This is a genomic window from Klebsiella sp. CN_Kp106 (genome assembly GCF_040064575.1).
Lineage (GTDB): Bacteria > Pseudomonadota > Gammaproteobacteria > Enterobacterales > Enterobacteriaceae > Klebsiella > Klebsiella michiganensis.
The window spans coordinates 198,310-218,373 of record NZ_JBEAIG010000002.1; the positions used below are offsets into that span (position 1 = coordinate 198,310).

Consider the following 20,064-nt stretch of genomic DNA (forward strand, 5'->3'; position numbering starts at 1 on the left):
AGTTTTAATGGTCACTATGGTTTTTATGGTTTCTATTATTATTGTGAAACCGCTCTGATTTATTGCCGTGGTTTTTAAGGTTTTTAAATCCAGCGCCTGATTAACCTTGATAAATTCCCCGCCAGCGGATAATTCTGGTTCCCGGACGCTCTTGTGACGTTCACCGGTTTCCCTCAGCCACGATGCCGGCAGCGAAAAAATGATACGCTGCCGTATCCCTGATACTGTGCATTATACTTATGAAGGTTTCATTTCAGTTTAAGCTGTTCATTTCGCTGGTCGCTTTTTTCTCAGTGCTGTTTGCGCTGCTGGGCGTGTATTACTATTTCGACGCCAGCCATCAGCTTTATCAGGAAATGAGCGCCCGCGCGAAAATACAGGCAGAAGAAATCGCGCTGATGCCGGATTTACGTCAGCAGGTGGCGCGTGAAGACGCGCTGGCGATAAAGCCCTTTATGCAAAATATCGCCGCCCACAGCGACGCCAGTTTTATCGTCATTGGCGATAAGCGGGGCGTGCATCTGTTTCACTCTGTCCATCCGGAGTGGGTCGGCACGCGGCTGGTTGGCGGCGATAACCAGCCGGTACTTGAGGGGAAAAGCACGACCACCATCCGCAAAGGGGGACTCGGTATTTCCCTGCGCAGCAAAGCGCCCATTTTCGATGACGCGGGTCGGGTCGTTGGCATTGTCTCCGTCGGCTACCTCACCAGCTATCTCGACAGCATCACGCTGGCAAAAGTCATCAATATCTTCATCGCCGCGGTGCTGCTGCTTATCGCGCTGTTTATCTTCTCCTGGTACTTCACCCGCAGCATTAAGAAACAAATTTTCTCGCTGGAGCCGCGGGAAATCGGCCTGCTGGTGCGTCAGCAAAAAGCGATGATGGAGTCGATATACGAAGGGGTGATTGTGATTGACCATCACCGGCGTATTGAAGTGATAAACCACGCCGCCCGCAGCCTGCTCGGACTGAGCCAGCCCGCGCACCAGCTGCGCGGTAAGTCTATCGATAGCGTCATTACGCCGCAGCCGTTTTTCGCCGGCGGAGAGATGTTCGAAAGCGATACCCACGACGAGCTGTGCCGTTTTAATCAGCTGACGGTACTCGCCAGCCGGGTGCGAATCATGCTGGAGAATGCGCTACAGGGCTGGGTGATCACCTTCCGCGACCGCGATGAGATCAACTCCCTGAGCGCCCAGCTCAGCCAGGTAAAACGCTACGTTGATAATCTGCGCATCATGCGCCATGAACAGCTCAACCGGATGACGACCCTCTCCGGCCTGCTGCATATGGGCCACTATGATGAGGCGATTCGCTATATTCAGGCGCAGTCGGAGCATGCCCAGGAGCTGCTGGACTTTATTTCATCGCACTTTAATTCGCCGACGCTGTGCGGCCTGCTGCTGGGTAAAGCCGCCCGCGCGCGGGAAAAAGGGGTTGAGCTGAGCTTTGACCCGGCCTGCCGCATCGACCGCCCGCTGCCGTCGTTGATGGAGTCCGAGCTTATCTCTATCATCGGTAATCTGCTGGATAACGCCATTGAAGCCACCCAGCGCGCTGAACTACCACACGAACCGGTCGAGATCCTGATTCAGCTCAACGCCCGGGAATTAATGATTGAAGTCGCCGATCGCGGCGTTGGTATTCGCCCGGAGATCCGCGAGCATATATTTGAGCGCGGCGTCACCACCAAAACCCGCGGCGATCACGGTATTGGACTGTATCTTATTGAGCGCTATGTCACCCAGGCTGGCGGCACGATTGAAGTGGCCGACAACGCGCCGCGCGGGGCGATTTTCACGCTGTTTATTCCCGCCAGCGGGCCAGCCCATCCGCAAGAAGAGACGCACTATGCATCATGACCTGGTCGATGTCCTGATCGTTGAAGATGAAAGCGAACTGGCGCGGCTGCACGCCGAGCTTATCCAGAAACACCCGCGCATGCGGCTGACCGGCACGGCGGCCTCTCTCGCCCAGGCGCGGCAGATACTCAACGCCAGACCGCCGCAGCTGGTGCTGCTGGATAACTACCTGCCGGACGGCAAAGGGGTCACCCTGATGAACGACCCTATTATGGCCCATGCTAACTGCTCGGTGATCTTTATCACCGCCGCCAGCGATATGGAAACCTGTAGCCAGGCAATCCGCAACGGCGCCTTCGACTACATTCTTAAGCCGGTATCATGGAAGCGCCTGAGCCAGTCCCTTGAACGGTTCGTGCAGTTCTACGATCAGCAGCGCGAATGGAAGATCGTCGACCAGCAGAACGTGGATTCGCTGTATCAGCTGCAGGCTAAAAACTACCGAGCCGATAGCGGCAGTAAAGGCATTGAAGAAAAAACGCTGGCGCTGGTGCAGAGCCTGTTTACCGGCGAAGAAGAGCGCTGCTTTTCGGTTGATGACGTGGTGAGCGAGGCTGGCTTGAGCAAAACCACGGCCCGTCGCTATCTGGAGCACTGCGTGGAAATCGGCTTTCTGGAGGTGGAAATGCTGTACGGCAAGATTGGCCATCCGCGGCGTATGTACCGCCGCGCCGCCGGCGCATCGTGACGCCTCTCCCGCCCGGGAGAGGCCGGTCGTTTAGAAGCCGCGCTGCTCTTTAATCAGCTCCCAGGCTTTCTGGATCTCCTGCGCTTTCTGCTTAGCCATCTCCATCATTTCCGGCGGTAGCCCTTTCGCCACCAGCTTATCCGGATGGTGCTCGCTCATCAGCTTACGATAGGCGCGCTTGACGGTGGCGGCATCGTCGGTCGGTTTGACGCCCAGCACATTGCAGGCATCTTCAAGGGTTGGCCCGCGCTGCGCCTGCTGCCAGCCGGCGTTGCCGCCGCGCTGGCCGTAAGATTGCTGCTGCGAACCGCCGCCAAACTGCGCCCCGCCCTGCATCATGCGCAGGAACTGTTCGAACTGAGCGCGGGAGATGCCCAGCTCGTCGGCAATCACAAACAGCACGTCACGTTCGTTGGGATGCAGTTCGCCGTCGGCGAAAGCCGCCTGCAGCTGAATTTCCAGAAACATCCGAATTAAATCAAAACGCCCAAAGCAGACGCTGCGCAGCTGGCGCATTTTCTCCCGCAGCGGGTAATCATCTGATTTCCCTACGCGAAACGCGTGCTGGGCCGCGGTACGCGCTTCGCCGTGCAGGTTCATGCGATCCATCAGCAAATTGGCGACCTGAATATCGGCTTCAGTAACGCGCCCTTTCGATTTGGTCAGATGCCCCATCACTTCAAACGTCGTCGAGAAGAACAGCGACTGGCGCTCCTGCTGATTGGCAAAGACGTTCAGCCGGCGGCTGCGCGCGCGGTCAAACATATGCCCGATTAAGAAGCCCAGCACCACGCCCCAAAAGCCGCCGCCCATCATCAACGCAACCGCAACGCCAATTATTTTACCCAAATACTGCATAGACTCCCCAATCTCTCTGCCGCCAGTTAAGCTATATCTGACCGCACGTTACAAAGCGTTTACGCCTCGGTCAATTGTGGGACATAGCCTATAATTTGCTTTATCATACTCGTCATTCTACACGGTGCCTAACGCTCGGGCTCGAAACGGGCAGGATTAACACTAGCGCGATTTAGACGAGTACGTTAGGCTCTGACCGTTTGCAAGCCGCTGCCACACGATGACGGAACAACAAATACAACGTATGAAAAAACGTATTCCCAGCCTCCTGGCCACCATGATTGCCAGCGCCTTGTATAGCCAACAGGGCCTCGCTGCCGATCTCGCCACGCAGTGTATGCTTGGCGTACCAAGCTACAATCGTCCTTTGGTTGAAGGGAAACCCAACGACCTGCCGGTGACGATCGATGCCGATCATGCGAAAGGCAACTATCCTGATAACGCCGTATTTACCGGCAACGTTGATATCAATCAGGGGAACAGCCGACTGCAGGCCGATGAAGTGCAGCTTCATCAGCAGCAGGCCGCGGGCCAGCCGCAGCCGGTGCGCACGGTCGACGCCCTCGGCAACGTTCACTATGATGACAATCAGGTGATCCTCAAAGGGCCGAAAGCCTGGTCGAATCTGAACACCAAAGATACCAACGTCTGGCAGGGCGATTACCAAATGGTTGGCCGTCAGGGGCGCGGTACCGCTGACCTGATGAAACAGCGCGGTGAAAACCGCTATACCATCTTAGAAAACGGCAGCTTCACCTCCTGTTTGCCGGGCTCTGACACCTGGAGCGTGGTCGGCAGTGAAGTCATCCACGACCGCGAAGAACAGGTCGCTGAGATCTGGAACGCCCGCTTCAAGCTCGGTTCCGTACCGATTTTTTATAGTCCCTACCTGCAGCTGCCGGTGGGCGACAAGCGTCGTTCGGGCTTCCTGATCCCCAACGCCAAATACAGCACCAAAAACGGCGTCGAGTTCTATCTTCCTTACTACTGGAACATCGCCCCGAACTTCGACGCCACGCTGACGCCGCACTATATGAGCAAGCGCGGCGGCGTCATGTGGGAGAACGAATTCCGCTATCTGACTAAAGCAGGAACCGGCCTAATCGAGTTCGACTACCTGCCTTCGGATAAAATTTACCAGGACGATCACTCTGGCGACAGCAATAGCCGCCGCTGGCTGTTCTACTGGAACCATTCTGGCGTCGTAGACCAGGTGTGGCGCTTCAACGCCGACTACACCAAAGTCAGCGACCCGGACTACTTTAACGACTTCAGCTCTAAATACGGTTCCAGTACCGATGGCTACGCGACGCAGAAGCTCAGCGCCGGCTACGCGAATCAGAACTTTGACGCCACCGTATCGACCAAGCAGTTCCAGGTCTTTAACCGCGACTCAAGCAACGCCTATTCCGCCGAGCCGCAGCTGGACGTGAACTACTACCAGAACGATGTCGGCCCGTTTGATACCCATCTTTATGGCCAGGCGGTACATTTTGTTAACTCGAACAGCAGAATGCCGGAAGCAACGCGCGTTCACTTCGAGCCAACCATCAATCTGCCGCTGTCGAACGGCTGGGGAAGCATCAATACTGAGGCAAAACTGCTGGCAACCCATTACCAGCAAAGCAACCTTGATGACTACAACGCGGCCAACGGTACCGATTACAAAGACTCCGTTAACCGCGTCATGCCGCAGTTTAAAGTCGATGGAAAAATGGTTTTCGAGCGCGATATGCAGGAGAACTATACCCAGACGCTTGAGCCGCGGATGCAGTATCTGTATATCCCCTATCGTGACCAGAGCAAGATCGGCAGCTACGACTCAACCCTGCTGCAGTCGGACTACAGCGGCCTGTTCCGCGACCGTACCTATAGCGGCCTCGACCGTATCGCTTCCGCCAACCAGGTCTCCACCGGCGTCACATCTCGCGTTTATGATGCCGCCGCCGTTGAACGTTTTAATATTTCCGTTGGTCAAATCTACTATTTCACCGAGGCACGTACCGGTGACGACAACATCAACTGGGAGAACAACGACACGCGAGGTTCACTGGTATGGGCTGGCGATACCTACTGGCGCATCGCCGATGACTGGGGTTTACGCGGGGGAATTCAGTACGATACGCGTCTGGATAACGTCGCAACCGGCAGCGGAACCGTGGAATACCGTCGCGACGAAAACCGTTTAGTACAACTTAACTATCGTTATGCGAGCCCGGAATACATTCAGGCGACCCTGCCGTCTTATTCCACCGCTAAGCAGTACAAAGATGGTATCTCGCAGGTGGGGATGACCGCCAGCTGGCCAATCGTCGATCGTTGGGCAGTCGTTGGCGCGTATTACTACGACACGAATACCAGAAAGTCAGCGAACCAGATGTTAGGGGTTCAGTATAGCTCCTGCTGCTACGCTATCCGCGTCGGCTATGAACGTAAGATCAACGGCTGGGATAACAGCAGCAGCGAAAGCAAATACGACAACACCTTCGGCTTTAACATTGAGCTGCGCGGCCTGAGCTCCAACTACGGTCTCGGCACCCAGCAGATGCTGCGTTCGAACATTTTACCGTACCAGAGCTCCCTGTGATGTGGCTGGTTTACACGTAATCCGCAATTGCGGTTAATTGAAATGGAAAAAGTATGAAGAACTGGAAAACGCTGCTTCTCGGTATCGCCATGATCGCGAATACCAGTTTCGCTGCCCCACAGGTTGTCGATAAAGTAGCGGCTGTCGTCAATAATGGCGTTGTTCTTGAAAGCGACGTCGATGGCTTGATGCAATCGGTAAAACTGAACGCCGGCCAGGCCGGGCAGCAGCTGCCGGATGACGCCACCCTGCGTCATCAGATCCTTGAGCGTCTGATCATGGACCAGATTGTCCTGCAGATGGGCCAGAAAATGGGCGTGAAGATCTCTGACGATCAGCTCGACCAGGCCATCGCCAACATCGCCAAACAAAACAACATGACCATGGATCAGATGCGCAGCCGTCTGGCCTATGACGGTATCAACTACAGCACCTACCGTAATCAGATTCGTAAAGAGATGCTGATTTCGGAAGTACGTAACAACGAAGTCCGTCGTCGTATCACCGTTCTGCCGCAGGAAGTTGAAACCCTGGCCAAACAGATTGGCGATCAGAACGACGCCAGCACCGAACTGAATCTCAGCCACATTCTGATCCCGCTGCCGGAAAACCCAACGTCCGAGCAGGTGGCAGAGGCTCAGGATCAGGCCAATTCAGTGGTTCAGCAGGCGCGCAGCGGCGCGGACTTTGGCAAACTGGCTATCACCTACTCTGCCGACCAGCAGGCGCTGAAAGGCGGCCAGATGGGCTGGGGCCGGATTCAGGAACTGCCGGGCATCTTCGCCCAGGCGCTGAGCACCGCGAAAAAAGGCGATATCGTCGGCCCGATACGTTCCGGCGTGGGCTTCCATATCCTGAAAATTAACGATATGCGCGGCGGCAGCCAGAACATCTCCGTGACCGAAGTTCACGCTCGCCATATCCTGCTGAAACCGTCGCCGATCATGAACGACGATCAGGCTCGGGCGAAGCTGGAGCAGATCGCAGCTGATATTAAGAGTGGAAAAACCACCTTTGCCAAAGCGGCAAAAGAGTTCTCTGAAGATCCGGGCTCTGCCAACCAGGGCGGTGATTTAGGTTGGGCGACGCCGGATATCTTCGATCCGGCCTTCCGCGACGCCATTCTGCGCCTCAATAAAGGCCAGACCAGCGCTCCGGTTCACTCCTCCTTCGGCTGGCACCTGATTGAGCTGCTGGATACCCGCAACGTCGACAGAACCGACGCCGCGCAAAAAGATCGTGCTTACCGCATGCTGATGAACCGTAAGTTCTCTGAGGAAGCGGCGACCTGGATGCAGGAACAGCGCGCCAGCGCCTACGTGAAGGTTCTGAGCAACTAATTGCATTAGCCTCATACACAACATCGCTCAGGGTGTATCGAGGCGGCTGAGCAAATCGCCCCGGTCTCTGACGGGGGCGACGAAGCGCAGCCAGTAAGAGACCGCCTGAAGGATGACGTGTATGAATCGAGTTGTTATCACTCCCGGTGAACCCGCCGGGATTGGCCCCGACCTCGTTGTGCAGCTTGCGCAGCGCGACTGGCCGGTAGAGCTGGTGATCTGCGCCGATGGCGCTCTGCTGTCTGACCGGGCGAACCTGCTCGGTCTTCCTTTATCGCTTCTGCCATACAACCCCACCGCTCCCGCTACGCCGCAGCGTGCAGGCACCCTGACCCTTCTCCCCGTCGCGCTCAACGCGCCGGTTGAACCGGGCGTGCTCAACGTCAGCAACGGCAGCTACGTGGTGGAAACGCTGGCCCGCGCCTGCGATGGCTGCCTGAACGGCGAATTCGCCGCGCTGATTACCGGGCCGGTGCACAAGGGCATTATTAACGATGCGGGGATCGCCTTTACCGGTCATACCGAGTTCTTTGAAGAGCGCTCGCAGGCCAGTAAAGTGGTGATGATGCTGGCGACCGAAGCGCTGCGCGTGGCGCTGGTGACCACTCACCTGCCGCTAAAAGCGATAAGCGATGCGATTACCCCTGAGCTGCTGCGGGAAATCATCACTATCCTGGATCACGATCTGCGCACCAAATTTGGTATCAGCAACCCGCACGTGCTGGTTTGCGGCCTGAACCCGCACGCGGGCGAAGGCGGCCATATGGGGACGGAAGAGATCGATACCATCATTCCGGTGCTCGAAGAGATGCGCGCGAAGGGGATGAATCTCAGCGGCCCGCTGCCGGCGGATACCCTGTTTCAGCCGAAATACCTCGACCATGCCGATGCGGTACTCGCGATGTATCACGATCAGGGCCTGCCCGTGCTAAAATACCAGGGCTTTGGCCGCGGCGTGAACATTACGCTCGGTTTACCATTTATTCGCACTTCCGTTGACCACGGCACCGCGCTTGAACTTGCGGGCCAGGGGAAAGCGGAAGTCGGCAGTTTTATCACGGCGCTTAATCTCGCCATTAAAATGATTGTTAATACTCAATGAATAATCGAGTCCATCAGGGCCACTTAGCCCGTAAACGCTTCGGGCAAAACTTTCTCAACGATCAGTTTGTGATCGACAGCATTGTCTCGGCCATCAATCCACAAAAAGGCCAGGCGATTGTTGAAATCGGCCCCGGCCTCGCCGCGCTGACCGAACCGGTCGGTGAACGCCTCGACCAGCTCACCGTTATCGAGCTGGACCGCGACCTGGCCGCTCGTCTGCAGACGCATCCGTTCCTCGGACCTAAGCTGACGATTTATCAGCAGGACGCGATGACCATGAACTTCGGCGAGCTGTCGCAGAGCATGGGCCAGCCGCTGCGCGTATTCGGCAACCTGCCGTACAACATCTCGACCCCGCTGATGTTCCATCTGTTCAGCTATACTGATGCCATTGCCGATATGCACTTTATGCTGCAAAAAGAGGTCGTCAATCGCCTGGTTGCCGGGCCGAACAGTAAGGCGTATGGTCGGTTAAGCGTAATGGCGCAGTACTACTGCCAGATCATTCCGGTGCTTGAAGTTCCGCCGAGCGCCTTTACGCCGCCGCCTAAAGTCGATTCCGCCGTGGTGCGTCTGGTGCCTTACCGCACGCTGCCGCATCCGGTGAAAGAAGTGCGCGTACTGAGCCGTATCACGACGGAAGCCTTTAACCAGCGTCGGAAAACGATCCGCAACAGTCTCGGCAACCTGTTCAGCGTTGAGGTTCTGACCGAACTGGGCATCGATCCGGCGAAGCGCGCAGAGAATATTTCCGTAGCGCAGTACTGTCAGCTAGCTAACTGGTTATCTGAGAACGCGCCCACCAAGGAGAGCTAACCATGATTAATTCGCCCCGAGTTTGTGTACAGGTGCAAAGCGTCTACATCGAATCGCAATCTTCTCCGCAAGAAGAGCGCTACGTCTTCGCTTATACCGTGACCATTCGCAATCTGGGGCGGACGCAGGTTCAGCTTCTTGGCCGCTACTGGCTTATCACCAACGGCCACGGTCGTGAGACCGAAGTCCAGGGTGAAGGCGTGGTCGGCGAGCAGCCGCATATTCCGGCCGGCGGCGAATATCAATATACCAGCGGCGCGGTCATTGAAACGCCGCTGGGCACCATGCAGGGACATTATGCGATGATCGATGTGAACGGCGCGCCGTTCACCATCGAAATCCCTGTTTTCCGTCTCGCAGTACCCACTCTCATCCATTAAAACATGTCTACATACCTTATTGGCGACGTTCACGGTTGCTACGATGAACTGATCGCATTATTAGAGCAGGTGGAGTTTAACCCTGAGACTGATACGCTGTGGCTCACGGGCGACCTGGTCGCGCGCGGCCCCGGTTCGCTCGAAGTACTGCGTTTCGTGAAACAGCTTGGCGATAGCGTACGCCTCGTTCTGGGCAATCATGACCTGCACCTGCTGGCGGTCTTTGCGGGCATTAGCCGCAATAAACCCAAGGATCGGCTGAAATCGCTGCTTGAGGCGCCGGACGCCGACGATCTGCTCAACTGGCTGCGTCGTCAGCCGATGATGCAAATCGATGAAGAGAAAAAGCTGGTCATGGCCCATGCCGGGATCACCCCGCAGTGGGATCTGGAAACCGCCAAACAGTGCGCCCGCGATGTGGAAGCCGTACTTGCCAGCGACTCCTATCCGTTCTTCCTCGATGCGATGTACGGCGATATGCCGAACAACTGGAGCAACGAACTCAGCGGCCTGGCGCGCCTGCGCTTTATCTCCAACGCCTTTACCCGCATGCGCTACTGCTTCCCGAACGGGCAACTGGATATGTACGCCAAGGAGGCGCCGGAAAACGCGCCCGCGCCGCTCAAGCCGTGGTTTGCTATTCCCGGGCCGGTGGCCAGCGAGTACAGTATTGCCTTCGGTCATTGGGCTTCGCTGGAAGGGAAAGGCACGCCGGAAGGGATTTACGCGCTGGATACCGGCTGCTGCTGGGGCGGCGATCTGACCTGCCTGCGCTGGGAAGATAAAACGTACTTCACGCAGCGATCGAACCGGCAGACCAATCTTGATGAAGGCGAGGCGATCGCCTCCTGAAGAGAGTCACCCCGGTGAGCGAACGTCACCGGGGAAAACCTTAGCGGCGCTCCAGAATCTCGAAGCAGTAGCTATGGGAATTCTGCGCATCGGCATCGTGGAACTCGCTGAATACCGACTCCCACTCATCCGGATCGTAATCCGGGAAGTGGGTATCCCCTTCCACTTCCGCATCAATATGGGTCAGATAGAGCTTGTGCGCTTTCGGCAGGAACTGCTCGTACACGCGTCCGCCGCCGATCACCATCATCTCTTCCACGTCGCCGCAGGCGGCAATGGCTTCATCGACCGATTTGACCCACTGCACGCGATCGTCGGTGCCGGGCTGGCTGCTAATCACGATATTTTTACGCCCCGGTAACGGACGACCGATGGATTCCCAGGTAAGACGTCCCATCACTACCGGTTTGTTTAAGGTATTGCGCTTAAACCAGGCGAGATCGGCAGGCAGATTCCATGGCATGGCGTTTTCCATACCAATGACGCGATCTACCGCTAACGCCGCAATCAGACTGATCATTGAATAATTCCCGAATGCAAAAAATTGTCGCCACTATACGGAAAGCGTAATACTTCGTCGACTGGGCGAAGAGTAAAGAATCAGAAAATTTTAAGATTTGCTGGCGAGCCCACGTAAGCCCCGTGAGCCGCCAGGCAGGATTTAAATTGAAAACAAAATGTTACTTGTAAAGCTAACGTAACACCCTGAATTCTCCCTTATGCCGAGGGCTTATTTTGCGGCTCATCGGCGATGTCACCGGTATGCCGTCCCTCTTCCGTTCCTTGCCAGCCGTGACGCTGAACCAGCGATAAATGATTGCGGTCTTCGTTGATAATGCCGGTCAGCATATCGCTGGTGCGCTTGAATACCGCCACCCGGGAAGCCGCGTCGTTTTCCGCCATCGCCACCATCTCTTCCACCATTTGCAGATTGAAACGGCGGAACAGATCGGCCCGTTCGCGGGCCTCGTAGGCGCCCAGGCCCAGCGCCTCCAGCGTCATGCGTCCGGACTTCAGCGCCGCTTCGAAGGTTTCACGCTCCGGCGCTTCGACCCCGGCCTGGCGCAGCTTGATGTAATGATCGACATCGCGGGCGCGGGAGATGATCTGCAGATGCGGGAAATGCTCTTTTGCCAGCTCCGCCAGCTGCAGGTTCGTCTGCGGATCGTCGATGGCGTTAATCAGCACTTCCGCCTTTTCCGCCCCCGCCGACTCCAGCAGGTCCACCCGCGTCGCATCGCCGTAGAACACCTTCATATCAAATTTACGCAGGGTGTCGACGTGGTCAGGATCGTGATCGAGAATCACCATCTTCACCCCGCTGGAGAGCAGCACGCGGCCGGCGATCTGCCCGTAACGACCAAAGCCGGCGATGATCACCCGCGGCTGCTCTTCGTCAATTTCATCGGCTTCGCGCTCCTGGCCGCTGGCGGATTTCTCCAGGCGGGTCAGCAGCACCAGCAGGATTGGCGTGGCCGCCATTGATAGCGCCACCGCGAGGGTCAGCGCCTTCGCCCATTCGCCGTCCAGGACATCGGCCATCTGCGCCGCGCCGAAGACCACAAAGGCGAATTCGCTCCCCTGCCCCAGCAGCACCGCAAACCAGCGGCGCTGGGCGCGCGGAACGCCTAACGGCCGGGCGATCAGCCACAGCATCAGGGATTTAATCACCAGGAATCCCACCAGCAGAATCAGGATCCGCAGCGGATGCGTCACCAGGGTACCGAAGTCGATAGACATCCCGACGCCGATAAAAAACAGCCCCAGCAGCAGGCCCTTAAACGGTTCAATATCGCTCTCCAGGGCGTGGCGGTACTCCGAGCTCGCCAGCAGCACGCCGGCGAGGAAGGCCCCCATCGCCATCGACAGCCCGACCTCTTCCAGCAGCAGCCCGAAGCCAAACACCAGGAACAGCGCCACGGCGCTGAAGACTTCACGCAGGCCGGAGCGCGCGACAAAACGCAGCATCGGCCGGGTCAGATAGCGTCCGAGCGCCACCACCAGCGCCAGCGCGCCCGCCACTTTCAGGGCCGAGAGCGCAAACGCGCCCAGCGTCGTCGAGCCGCCGCTCGCCGCCAGCAGCGGGATCATCGCCACCAGAGGAATGGCCGCGATATCCTGGAACAGCAGCACCGCAAAGGCGCTGCGGCCCAGCTGGGTAACCGTCAGGTTACGTTCGTTCATCGCCTGCATAGCGATCGCCGTTGAGGAGAGCGCCAGGGTCATACCAATCAGCTCGGCAACCTGCCAGCGCAGACCCAGCGACATGCAGAACAGGCCAATCAGCACGCCGCAGACGACCATCTGCAGCGCCCCGCCGCCGAACACCGAGGCGCGCAGTTTCCACAGCCGCTGGGGATCGAGCTCAAGACCGATAACGAAAAGCATCAGCACCACGCCGATTTCCGCAAAGTGCAGAATCGACTCGGCGTCGGTGACCAGCCGCAGCCCCCACGGGCCAATAATACAGCCGGCAATTAAGTAGCCGAGCACCGACCCCAGCCCAAGGCGTACGGCAATCGGCACGATCAGCGCGGCGGATCCTAAATAGATGAGCGCCTGTATCAGCGTATGGCTATCCATTATTGTGCGCCTCCTGCCATTCGATTAAACGTTGACGGTAGTGGCGCGCCTGCGCCTGAAGGGTTTCGTCATCGCAGATAAAAGTGCAATGCATCGCGAACGGCGGCAGCCATTTCATGCCGCAATACAGCGCGGTCGCCTGCAGCGGCTGCGCCAGGACGTCGAAACCGGGGAAGGAACCAATATCAAAATGGCTTTCGCCGCCGCCGGTGGTCACCGCCCACATCAGCGATTTACCGCGCAGCGCGATACCGTTGTGCCCGTATGCCCAGCCGTGCGCCAGCACTTTGTCCATCCACAGCTTGAGCAGCGGCGGCACGCTGTACCACTGCATCGGATGCTGCCAGATGACCAGATCGGCACGGGCCAGCGCCGCCTGCTCGGCAGCGATATCGATATTGAAATCGGGGTAAAGTTGATAGAGAGAGCGTATCTCGACGCCGTCAAGCGTCCCTGCCTGCTCAAGCATCCGCTTATTCGCATGCGAGTGCTGCGGATAAGGGTGCGCATAAATTATGAGGATCATTGATTAGCCTGCGTTAGCTCTTGTTGTAATCAGCAAGAGTGTAGACAGTTAATCGAACCGCTTACAGTGATAAGTGTGATTTATCTCTCGTTCAGGGCGAGGATCGGTCAGGCAGGCGTGACCCCGCGGTACGGGGCCGTGGATAATGCTTAGTTATCCAGTTCGTCCATGGACTTAACCTGATCGCGATTGATCTGCTCGGTGCGGCCGGTTTCCGCGTTTTTGTAGGACACCAGGCCGGTGTCGTCATCCACCTGCGGTTTGCCATCGGTGACAATGGTTTTTCCGTCGGTCGTTTTTAGCGACTGATTAGATGAACAGCCAGCCACGGTGAACAGTGCGGCAGCGGCGAAGATAGCAGCGGTGAGGGGCTTGTTGTGCATGGTGTTTCTCTCCCGTTATTAAGAGCCTATCCCATTAGGACTATTTCACTTGCCATTTTGGACCTGGGCAGTGCTCGAAATCCTCACGTACTACGTGTACGCTCCGGTTTCTCCGCGCTGTCCGTATCCAAACTGGCTGCGCCAATAACGCCTACTGGGATAGGCTCTAAGTCATATTCATTATCACCCTAACCACTTTAGGCTAGCTGACTGTCCGGCGAGAGAAAACCAGAACTCTCCGAAGTGGCCTGTTAACGCCGATCCCCCTGTTTTTGTTCGACGTTCAGCGCCGCGGGGAGCGTCACTTTATTCCGCCCAGGCTTATCGTCACGCAAAAAAAAGCGCCTCCGGCGTGGCCACCGGAGGCGCTTTTACTGGCAGATAATATTACTTTTTAATCTGCGCGTGCATTTCCTGCACCGAGGTCACTTTTTCCATCGCATTGGCATTCAGCGCCATTGCGGTCGCGAAACCGCCGTTCAGCGTGGTGTCGTAGTGCACTTTGTATTGCAGGGCGCTGCGGCGAATCAGCTTGGAGTCTTCAATCGCCTGGCGGCCCGCGGTGGTGTTGATGATGTAGGTGTATTCGCCATTCTTGATGCGGTCCTGAATGTGCGGACGGCCTTCATGCACCTTGTTCACCAGACGCGGGTTGATGCCGGCTTCGCCCAGCACAATCGCGGTACCGTGGGTCGCATCCAGCTCGAAACCAAACTTCAGCAGTTTTGCCGCCAGATCCACCACGCGCTCTTTGTCGCCTTCGCGAACGGAGAGCAGCGCGCGTCCCTGTTTCTTCATCGTCGAGTTGCTGCCCAGCTGCGCCTTGGCGAACGCTTCCGCGAAGGTGCGGCCTACGCCCATGACTTCACCGGTAGAGCGCATTTCTGGCCCTAACAGCGGGTCGACGCCCGGGAATTTGTTAAACGGCAGCACCACCTCTTTCACCGAATAGTACGGTGGGATGATCTCTTTCGTGACGCCCTGCTGAGCCAGCGTTTTGCCCGCCATCACGCGCGCCGCGACTTTCGCCAGCGGTACGCCGGTGGCTTTCGAGACGAACGGGACGGTACGCGCCGCGCGCGGGTTGACTTCAATCAGGTAGACTTCGTTGTTTTTGACCGCAAACTGCACGTTCATCAGGCCGCGCACCTGCAGCTCAAAGGCCAGCTTCTGCACCTGCTCGCGCATCACGTTCTGAATTTCCTGGCTCAGGGTGTAGGCCGGCAGCGAACACGCGGAGTCGCCGGAGTGCACGCCCGCCTGCTCGATATGCTCCATGATGCCGCCAATCAGCACCATTTCGCCGTCGCAGATCGCATCGACGTCGACTTCAACCGCATCGTCAAGGAAGCGGTCCAGCAGCACCGGCGCATCGTTAGAGACGCTGACGGCGGTCTGGAAGTAGCGACGCAGGTCGATTTCATCGTAAACGATTTCCATCGCGCGGCCGCCGAGAACGTAGGACGGACGCACCACCAGCGGGTAGCCAATCTCTTTCGCCTTTTCGACCGCCATTTCGATCGCGGTCACGGTGGCGTTCGCCGGCTGCTTCAGCTTCAGGCGGTCAACCGCGTGCTGGAAGCGCTCGCGGTCTTCCGCACGGTCGATGGCATCCGGGCTGGTGCCGATAACCGGCACGCCTGCCGCTTCCAGCGCGCGCGCCAGCTTCAGCGGCGTCTGGCCGCCGTACTGCACGATAACGCCTTTCGGCTTCTCAATGCGCACGATTTCCAGCACGTCTTCCAGCGTCACCGGCTCAAAGTAGAGGCGGTCGGAGGTGTCGTAGTCGGTAGAGACGGTTTCCGGGTTACAGTTGACCATAATGGTCTCGTAGCCGTCTTCGCGCAGCGCCAGGGAGGCATGGACGCAGCAGTAGTCGAACTCGATGCCCTGGCCGATACGGTTCGGGCCACCGCCGAGCACCATGATTTTGTCGCGGTCAACGGACGGGTTGGCTTCGCACTCGTCTTCATAAGTGGAGTACATGTAGGCGGTGTCGGTAGCGAATTCCGCCGCGCAGGTATCCACGCGCTTGTAGACCGGGTGCAGGTCATACTGGTCGCGCAGCTTGCGGATTTCCGCTTCGCGCACGCCAGCCAGCTTCGCCAGACGCGCATCGGCAAAGCCTTTACGCTTGAGCTGACGCAGGAAGTCGGCGTCGAGGCCGGTAATACCGACTTCAGCCACTTTCTCTTCCAGACGCACCAGCTCTTCAATCTGCACCAGGAACCAGCGGTCGATATTGGTCAGGTTGAACACGCCATCAACGGAGAGGCCCGCGCGGAAAGCGTCAGCGATGTACCAGATACGCTCAGCGCCCGCGTCTTTCAGCTCGCGGCGAATCTTGGTCAACGCTTCCGGGTCATCGAGGCTCACTTTCGGGTCGAAACCGGTAGCGCCCACTTCCAGGCCGCGCAGCGCTTTCTGCAGGGACTCCTGCTGGGTACGGCCAATCGCCATCACTTCGCCCACCGACTTCATCTGGGTGGTCAGACGGTCGTTCGCGCCGACGAATTTTTCAAAGTTGAAGCGTGGGATTTTGGTCACGACGTAGTCGATGGACGGCTCAAACGACGCCGGGGTGCGGCCGCCGGTGATATCGTTCATCAGCTCATCAAGGGTGTAACCAACCGCCAGCTTCGCCGCCACTTTAGCGATCGGGAAGCCGGTGGCTTTCGAGGCCAGCGCCGAGGAGCGGGAGACGCGCGGGTTCATTTCGATAACGATCAGGCGACCATCTTTCGGGTTCACCGAGAACTGAACGTTGGAACCGCCGGTCTCTACGCCGATTTCACGCAGTACCGCCATCGAGGCGTTACGCATGATTTGGTACTCTTTGTCGGTCAGGGTCTGCGCCGGCGCCACGGTGATGGAGTCGCCGGTGTGGATGCCCATCGCGTCGAAGTTTTCGATGGAGCAGACGATGATGCAGTTGTCGTTTTTATCACGCACCACTTCCATCTCGTACTCTTTCCAGCCGATCAGCGATTCATCAATCAGCAGCTCGTTGGTCGGCGAGAGATCCAGACCGCGTTCGCAGATCTCTTCGAACTCTTCGCGGTTGTAGGCGATACCGCCGCCGGTGCCGCCCATCGTAAAGGACGGACGGATGATGCACGGGAAGCCAACTTCAGCGGCAACCGCCAGCGCTTCTTCCATGGTATGCGCGATACCGGAACGCGCGGTATCGAGACCGATTTTCTTCATCGCCACGTCGAAACGGCGGCGGTCTTCGGCTTTATCAATCGCGTCGGCGGTCGCGCCAATCATGGTCACGCCGAACTCGGCCAGCACGCCCTGACGCTCCAGCTCCAGCGCGCAGTTCAGCGCCGTCTGGCCGCCCATGGTCGGCAGAACCGCATCCGGACGCTCTTTCTCAATGATCTTGCGCACCACTTCCCAGTGAATCGGCTCGATGTAGGTGGCATCGGCCATTTCCGGGTCGGTCATGATAGTGGCCGGGTTAGAGTTCACCAGAATAACGCGGTAGCCCTCTTCGCGCAGCGCTTTACACGCCTGGGCGCCGGAGTAGTCAAACTCGCACGCCTGACCGATAACAATCGGGCCCGCGCCCAGAATCAGGATGCTTTTTATATCTGTACGTTTTGGCATGGCTCTCTTAACTCCTGATTATTTCGCGGACTGACGGTACTGCTCAATTAATTCGATAAAATGGTCGAACAGCGGTGCGGCATCGTGCGGGCCGGGGCTCGCCTCCGGATGTCCCTGGAAGCTGAACGCCGGTTTATCGGTACGGTGAATCCCCTGCAGGGTGCCGTCGAACAGCGACTTGTGGGTCACGCGCAGGTGGGCGGGCATAGACGCCTCATCCACCGCAAAGCCGTGGTTCTGCGCGGTGATCATCACCACGTTATTATCAATATCTTTTACCGGATGGTTGCCGCCGTGGTGGCCGAACTTCATCTTCACGGTCTTCGCGCCGCTCGCCAGGGCCAGCAGCTGGTGGCCGAGGCAGATACCGAATACCGGAATATCGGTCTCCAGGAACTTCTCAATCGCTGCGATAGCGTAGTCGCAGGGCGCCGGGTCGCCGGGACCGTTGGACAGGAAGATACCGTCCGGATTCATCTTCAGCACCTCTTCAGCGGAGGTCTTTGCCGGCACCACCGTCAGACGGCAGCCGCGATCGACCAGCATGCGCAGGATGTTGCGCTTGGCGCCGAAATCGTAGGCCACCACGTGGAACGGCAGCTCGCTTTCCGCTTTAGCTTCCGGCAGGTCGCCCGCCAGCGTCCAGCTCCCCTGCGTCCAGCTGTAGGTTTCTGCGGTGGTCACTTCCTTCGCCAGATCCATGCCGTTGAGGCCCGGGAACGCTTTCGCTTTTTCCAGCGCCAGCTGCGCATCCGGGCTATCGCCGGCGATGATGCAGCCGTTCTGCGCGCCTTTTTCGCGCAGCAGGCGGGTCAGCTTACGGGTATCGATATCGGCAATCGCCACGATATTGTGGCGCTTCAGATAAGAAGAGAGGTCTTCGGTATTGCGGAAGTTGCTGGCAATCAGCGGCAGATCGCGAATGACCAGACCCTGCGCATGTACCTGAGAAGATTCTTCATCGGCGGCATTGGTGCCGACGTTGCCGATATGGGGATAAGTTAGAGTGACGATTTGGCGGGAATAGGAAGGATCAGTGAGGATTTCTTGATAACCGGTCATTGAAGTATTGAAAACGACTTCCCCAACCGCCGTGCCGGTAGCCCCAATGGCCCGACCGTGAAACTGGGTTCCGTCTTCCAGAACCAATAGCGCTGACTTAATCAAAACACCCTCCAGAGAATATCCACTCACTTTATTTGCATATTAATTCATAACGTAGATCTGAATCAATGCAAATCTGTTGCCCGCAGAATTTTGGCAAACGGCGGCATTCTGGAGAGATGGCGGGTAAAAGTCAACTTAAAGCGGATATTTTTAATCTTTTTTCAGGCAACTATTCAGCAATACCTGTCTTAACGGGCAAAAAGATCACCTAACTTGCCCGGGAAAACGCTTGCGGAGGAGGATGTTTGTAAAATCGCCGGGCAGGGATTGAAAAAGTAGACCATATGGTCAAAATTTACAATAAAACAACAAAAACAAGGCGGATAAGATAGTATTTTTCAGGCTTGGCGATAAAAAATCGGTTAAACACCAAAAATAAAAAAGGGCAATAAAACATTGCCCCTTGCAATCAATTACTTATTGAAAGCAATAACCACATCACGATGGGTAATAATCGTTATAAAGAGTTCAACTCAAGCACATCACGCATATCAAAAAGACCGTTTTTCTTGCCTTTTAGCCATAATGCAGAACGAACGGCACCATTTGCAAAAGTCATCCGGCTGGAAGCCTTATGGCTGATCTCAATACGTTCGCCGATATCCGCAAACATTGCCGTATGTTCGCCGACGATATCCCCGGCGCGCACGGTCGCAAAGCCGATGGTGCCGGGAACGCGTTCGCCGGTATAGCCTTCGCGACTGTAGACCGCACACGCTTTCAGATCTTTATCCAGCGCTCCGGCAATCGCCTCGCCCATCGCCAGCGCCGTACCCGATGGCGCATCCACTTTGTGACGATGATGCGCTTCGATAATCTCAATATCGGTATAGTCGCCCATCACCTTCGCCGCTTTTTCCAGCAGCTTAAGCATCACGTTGACGCCGACGCTGAAGTTGGCGGCAAACACGATGGCGATCTCCTGCGAAGCGTCGCGAATCGCCTGCTTCCCGGCGTCGTCAAACCCGGTGGTGCCGATAACCATGCCTTTGCCGTGTTGACGGCAAAACGCAAGATGGGCCAGCGTGCCTTCCGGGCGGGTAAAATCGATGAAAACGTCAAAATCGTCTTTTACCGCCTCGAGGCTGCTTTGCACCACCACCCCTGACCTGCCCGCGCCCGCCAGCTCGCCCGCATCGCTGCCGAGCAGCGAGGAACCTTCGCGCTCCAGCGCCGCGCCAAGCGCCGCGCCGTCCATCTGTTGTACCGCCTGAATTAACTGGCGTCCCATCCGGCCGCCCGCGCCCGCGATGGCCACGCGGATTTGTGCATCATGCATAGCTATTCTCTTTTGTTAACACTA

General features: G+C 57.2%; 16 protein-coding genes. 8 read left to right on the plus strand and 8 right to left on the minus strand.

Annotated features, from left to right (window positions below; translation table 11 throughout):
* Positions 1-239 precede the first annotated feature (239 nt).
* A complete protein-coding gene (locus ABLU96_RS02785) occupies positions 240-1,865 on the plus strand; it encodes a sensor histidine kinase (protein WP_014837388.1) in 1,626 nt (541 codons plus the stop codon).
* The gene (locus ABLU96_RS02790; protein WP_025106473.1) at positions 1,855-2,553 is read left to right on the plus strand and encodes a response regulator; all 699 of its coding nucleotides are present in this window, start codon (positions 1,855-1,857) and stop codon (positions 2,551-2,553) included. Before ABLU96_RS02785 ends, ABLU96_RS02790 begins: the two co-directional genes overlap by 11 nt.
* A gap of 30 nt (positions 2,554-2,583) precedes the next feature.
* On the opposite strand, the gene djlA is transcribed toward ABLU96_RS02790, so the two are convergent.
* Positions 2,584-3,411: a co-chaperone DjlA gene (gene djlA, locus ABLU96_RS02795; RefSeq protein ID WP_014227894.1), complete on the minus strand. Its 828-nt coding sequence runs from the start codon at positions 3,409-3,411 to the stop codon at positions 2,584-2,586.
* A 244-nt stretch (positions 3,412-3,655) separates the two neighbouring features.
* Between djlA and lptD the strand changes: the two genes are divergently transcribed.
* From lptD to apaH, 6 genes are all read left to right on the plus strand, one after another.
* Positions 3,656-5,998 (plus strand): LPS assembly protein LptD, encoded by a 2,343-nt coding sequence (gene lptD, locus ABLU96_RS02800; RefSeq protein ID WP_014227893.1) that lies wholly within the window; start codon positions 3,656-3,658, stop codon positions 5,996-5,998.
* A 53-nt stretch (positions 5,999-6,051) separates the two neighbouring features.
* Complete coding sequence (surA, locus tag ABLU96_RS02805) at positions 6,052-7,338, plus strand: peptidylprolyl isomerase SurA (protein ID WP_004098530.1); 1,287 nt, start codon at positions 6,052-6,054, stop codon at positions 7,336-7,338.
* A gap of 112 nt (positions 7,339-7,450) precedes the next feature.
* Positions 7,451-8,440 (plus strand): 4-hydroxythreonine-4-phosphate dehydrogenase PdxA, encoded by a 990-nt coding sequence (pdxA, locus tag ABLU96_RS02810; RefSeq protein ID WP_025106472.1) that lies wholly within the window; start codon positions 7,451-7,453, stop codon positions 8,438-8,440.
* Positions 8,437-9,258, plus strand: coding sequence for a 16S rRNA (adenine(1518)-N(6)/adenine(1519)-N(6))-dimethyltransferase RsmA (rsmA, locus tag ABLU96_RS02815; RefSeq protein ID WP_004098527.1), 822 nt, complete (start codon positions 8,437-8,439; stop codon positions 9,256-9,258). Before pdxA ends, rsmA begins: the two co-directional genes overlap by 4 nt.
* Positions 9,259-9,260: 2 nt before the next feature.
* Positions 9,261-9,638 (plus strand): Co2+/Mg2+ efflux protein ApaG, encoded by a 378-nt coding sequence (gene apaG / locus ABLU96_RS02820; protein WP_004098526.1) that lies wholly within the window; start codon positions 9,261-9,263, stop codon positions 9,636-9,638.
* Positions 9,639-9,641: 3 nt separating this feature from the next.
* Entirely contained in the window at positions 9,642-10,490 is an 849-nt protein-coding gene (gene apaH, locus ABLU96_RS02825) for a bis(5'-nucleosyl)-tetraphosphatase (symmetrical) ApaH (RefSeq protein WP_025106471.1), read from the plus strand.
* A 40-nt stretch (positions 10,491-10,530) separates the two neighbouring features.
* On the opposite strand, the gene folA is transcribed toward apaH, so the two are convergent.
* The 7 genes from folA to dapB form a co-directional block, all read right to left on the minus strand.
* Positions 10,531-11,010, minus strand: a complete 480-nt coding sequence (folA, locus tag ABLU96_RS02830; RefSeq protein WP_004098524.1) for a type 3 dihydrofolate reductase — start codon at positions 11,008-11,010, stop codon at positions 10,531-10,533.
* Between the two features lie 197 nt (positions 11,011-11,207).
* Positions 11,208-13,073 (minus strand): glutathione-regulated potassium-efflux system protein KefC, encoded by a 1,866-nt coding sequence (gene kefC / locus ABLU96_RS02835; protein WP_014227889.1) that lies wholly within the window; start codon positions 13,071-13,073, stop codon positions 11,208-11,210.
* Positions 13,066-13,599, minus strand: coding sequence for a glutathione-regulated potassium-efflux system oxidoreductase KefF (gene kefF, locus ABLU96_RS02840; protein ID WP_004098522.1), 534 nt, complete (start codon positions 13,597-13,599; stop codon positions 13,066-13,068). The genes kefC and kefF overlap by 8 nt, the downstream gene beginning before the upstream one ends.
* A gap of 149 nt (positions 13,600-13,748) precedes the next feature.
* On the minus strand, positions 13,749-13,982 hold the full coding sequence (locus ABLU96_RS02845; RefSeq protein WP_014227888.1) for a YgdI/YgdR family lipoprotein: 234 nt from the start codon (positions 13,980-13,982) through the stop codon (positions 13,749-13,751).
* A 387-nt stretch (positions 13,983-14,369) separates the two neighbouring features.
* Positions 14,370-17,594 carry a carbamoyl-phosphate synthase large subunit gene (carB, locus tag ABLU96_RS02850; RefSeq protein ID WP_047724525.1) on the minus strand — a complete coding sequence of 1,075 codons (3,225 nt, stop codon included), beginning with the start codon at positions 17,592-17,594 and terminating at the stop codon, positions 14,370-14,372.
* Between the two features lie 18 nt (positions 17,595-17,612).
* Positions 17,613-18,761, minus strand: coding sequence for a glutamine-hydrolyzing carbamoyl-phosphate synthase small subunit (gene carA, locus ABLU96_RS02855; RefSeq protein ID WP_014837384.1), 1,149 nt, complete (start codon positions 18,759-18,761; stop codon positions 17,613-17,615).
* Between the two features lie 457 nt (positions 18,762-19,218).
* Positions 19,219-20,040 carry a 4-hydroxy-tetrahydrodipicolinate reductase gene (gene dapB, locus ABLU96_RS02860; RefSeq protein ID WP_004098517.1) on the minus strand — a complete coding sequence of 274 codons (822 nt, stop codon included), beginning with the start codon at positions 20,038-20,040 and terminating at the stop codon, positions 19,219-19,221.
* Positions 20,041-20,064 lie beyond the last annotated feature (24 nt).

Coding starts and splice junctions, on each gene's coding strand:
- djlA (WP_014227894.1), bottom strand. CDS start 3,411: ATGCAGTATTTGGGTAAAATAATTGGCGTTGCGGTTGCGTTGATGATG.
- rsmA (WP_004098527.1), top strand. CDS start 8,437: ATGAATAATCGAGTCCATCAGGGCCACTTAGCCCGTAAACGCTTCGGG.
- dapB (WP_004098517.1), bottom strand. CDS start 20,040: ATGCATGATGCACAAATCCGCGTGGCCATCGCGGGCGCGGGCGGCCGG.
- carB (WP_047724525.1), bottom strand. CDS start 17,594: ATGCCAAAACGTACAGATATAAAAAGCATCCTGATTCTGGGCGCGGGC.
- folA (WP_004098524.1), bottom strand. CDS start 11,010: ATGATCAGTCTGATTGCGGCGTTAGCGGTAGATCGCGTCATTGGTATG.
- apaH (WP_025106471.1), top strand. CDS start 9,642: ATGTCTACATACCTTATTGGCGACGTTCACGGTTGCTACGATGAACTG.
- apaG (WP_004098526.1), top strand. CDS start 9,261: ATGATTAATTCGCCCCGAGTTTGTGTACAGGTGCAAAGCGTCTACATC.
- lptD (WP_014227893.1), top strand. CDS start 3,656: ATGAAAAAACGTATTCCCAGCCTCCTGGCCACCATGATTGCCAGCGCC.
- ABLU96_RS02845 (WP_014227888.1), bottom strand. CDS start 13,982: ATGCACAACAAGCCCCTCACCGCTGCTATCTTCGCCGCTGCCGCACTG.
- pdxA (WP_025106472.1), top strand. CDS start 7,451: ATGACGTGTATGAATCGAGTTGTTATCACTCCCGGTGAACCCGCCGGG.
- ABLU96_RS02790 (WP_025106473.1), top strand. CDS start 1,855: ATGCATCATGACCTGGTCGATGTCCTGATCGTTGAAGATGAAAGCGAA.
- ABLU96_RS02785 (WP_014837388.1), top strand. CDS start 240: ATGAAGGTTTCATTTCAGTTTAAGCTGTTCATTTCGCTGGTCGCTTTT.
- kefC (WP_014227889.1), bottom strand. CDS start 13,073: ATGGATAGCCATACGCTGATACAGGCGCTCATCTATTTAGGATCCGCC.
- surA (WP_004098530.1), top strand. CDS start 6,052: ATGAAGAACTGGAAAACGCTGCTTCTCGGTATCGCCATGATCGCGAAT.
- kefF (WP_004098522.1), bottom strand. CDS start 13,599: ATGATCCTCATAATTTATGCGCACCCTTATCCGCAGCACTCGCATGCG.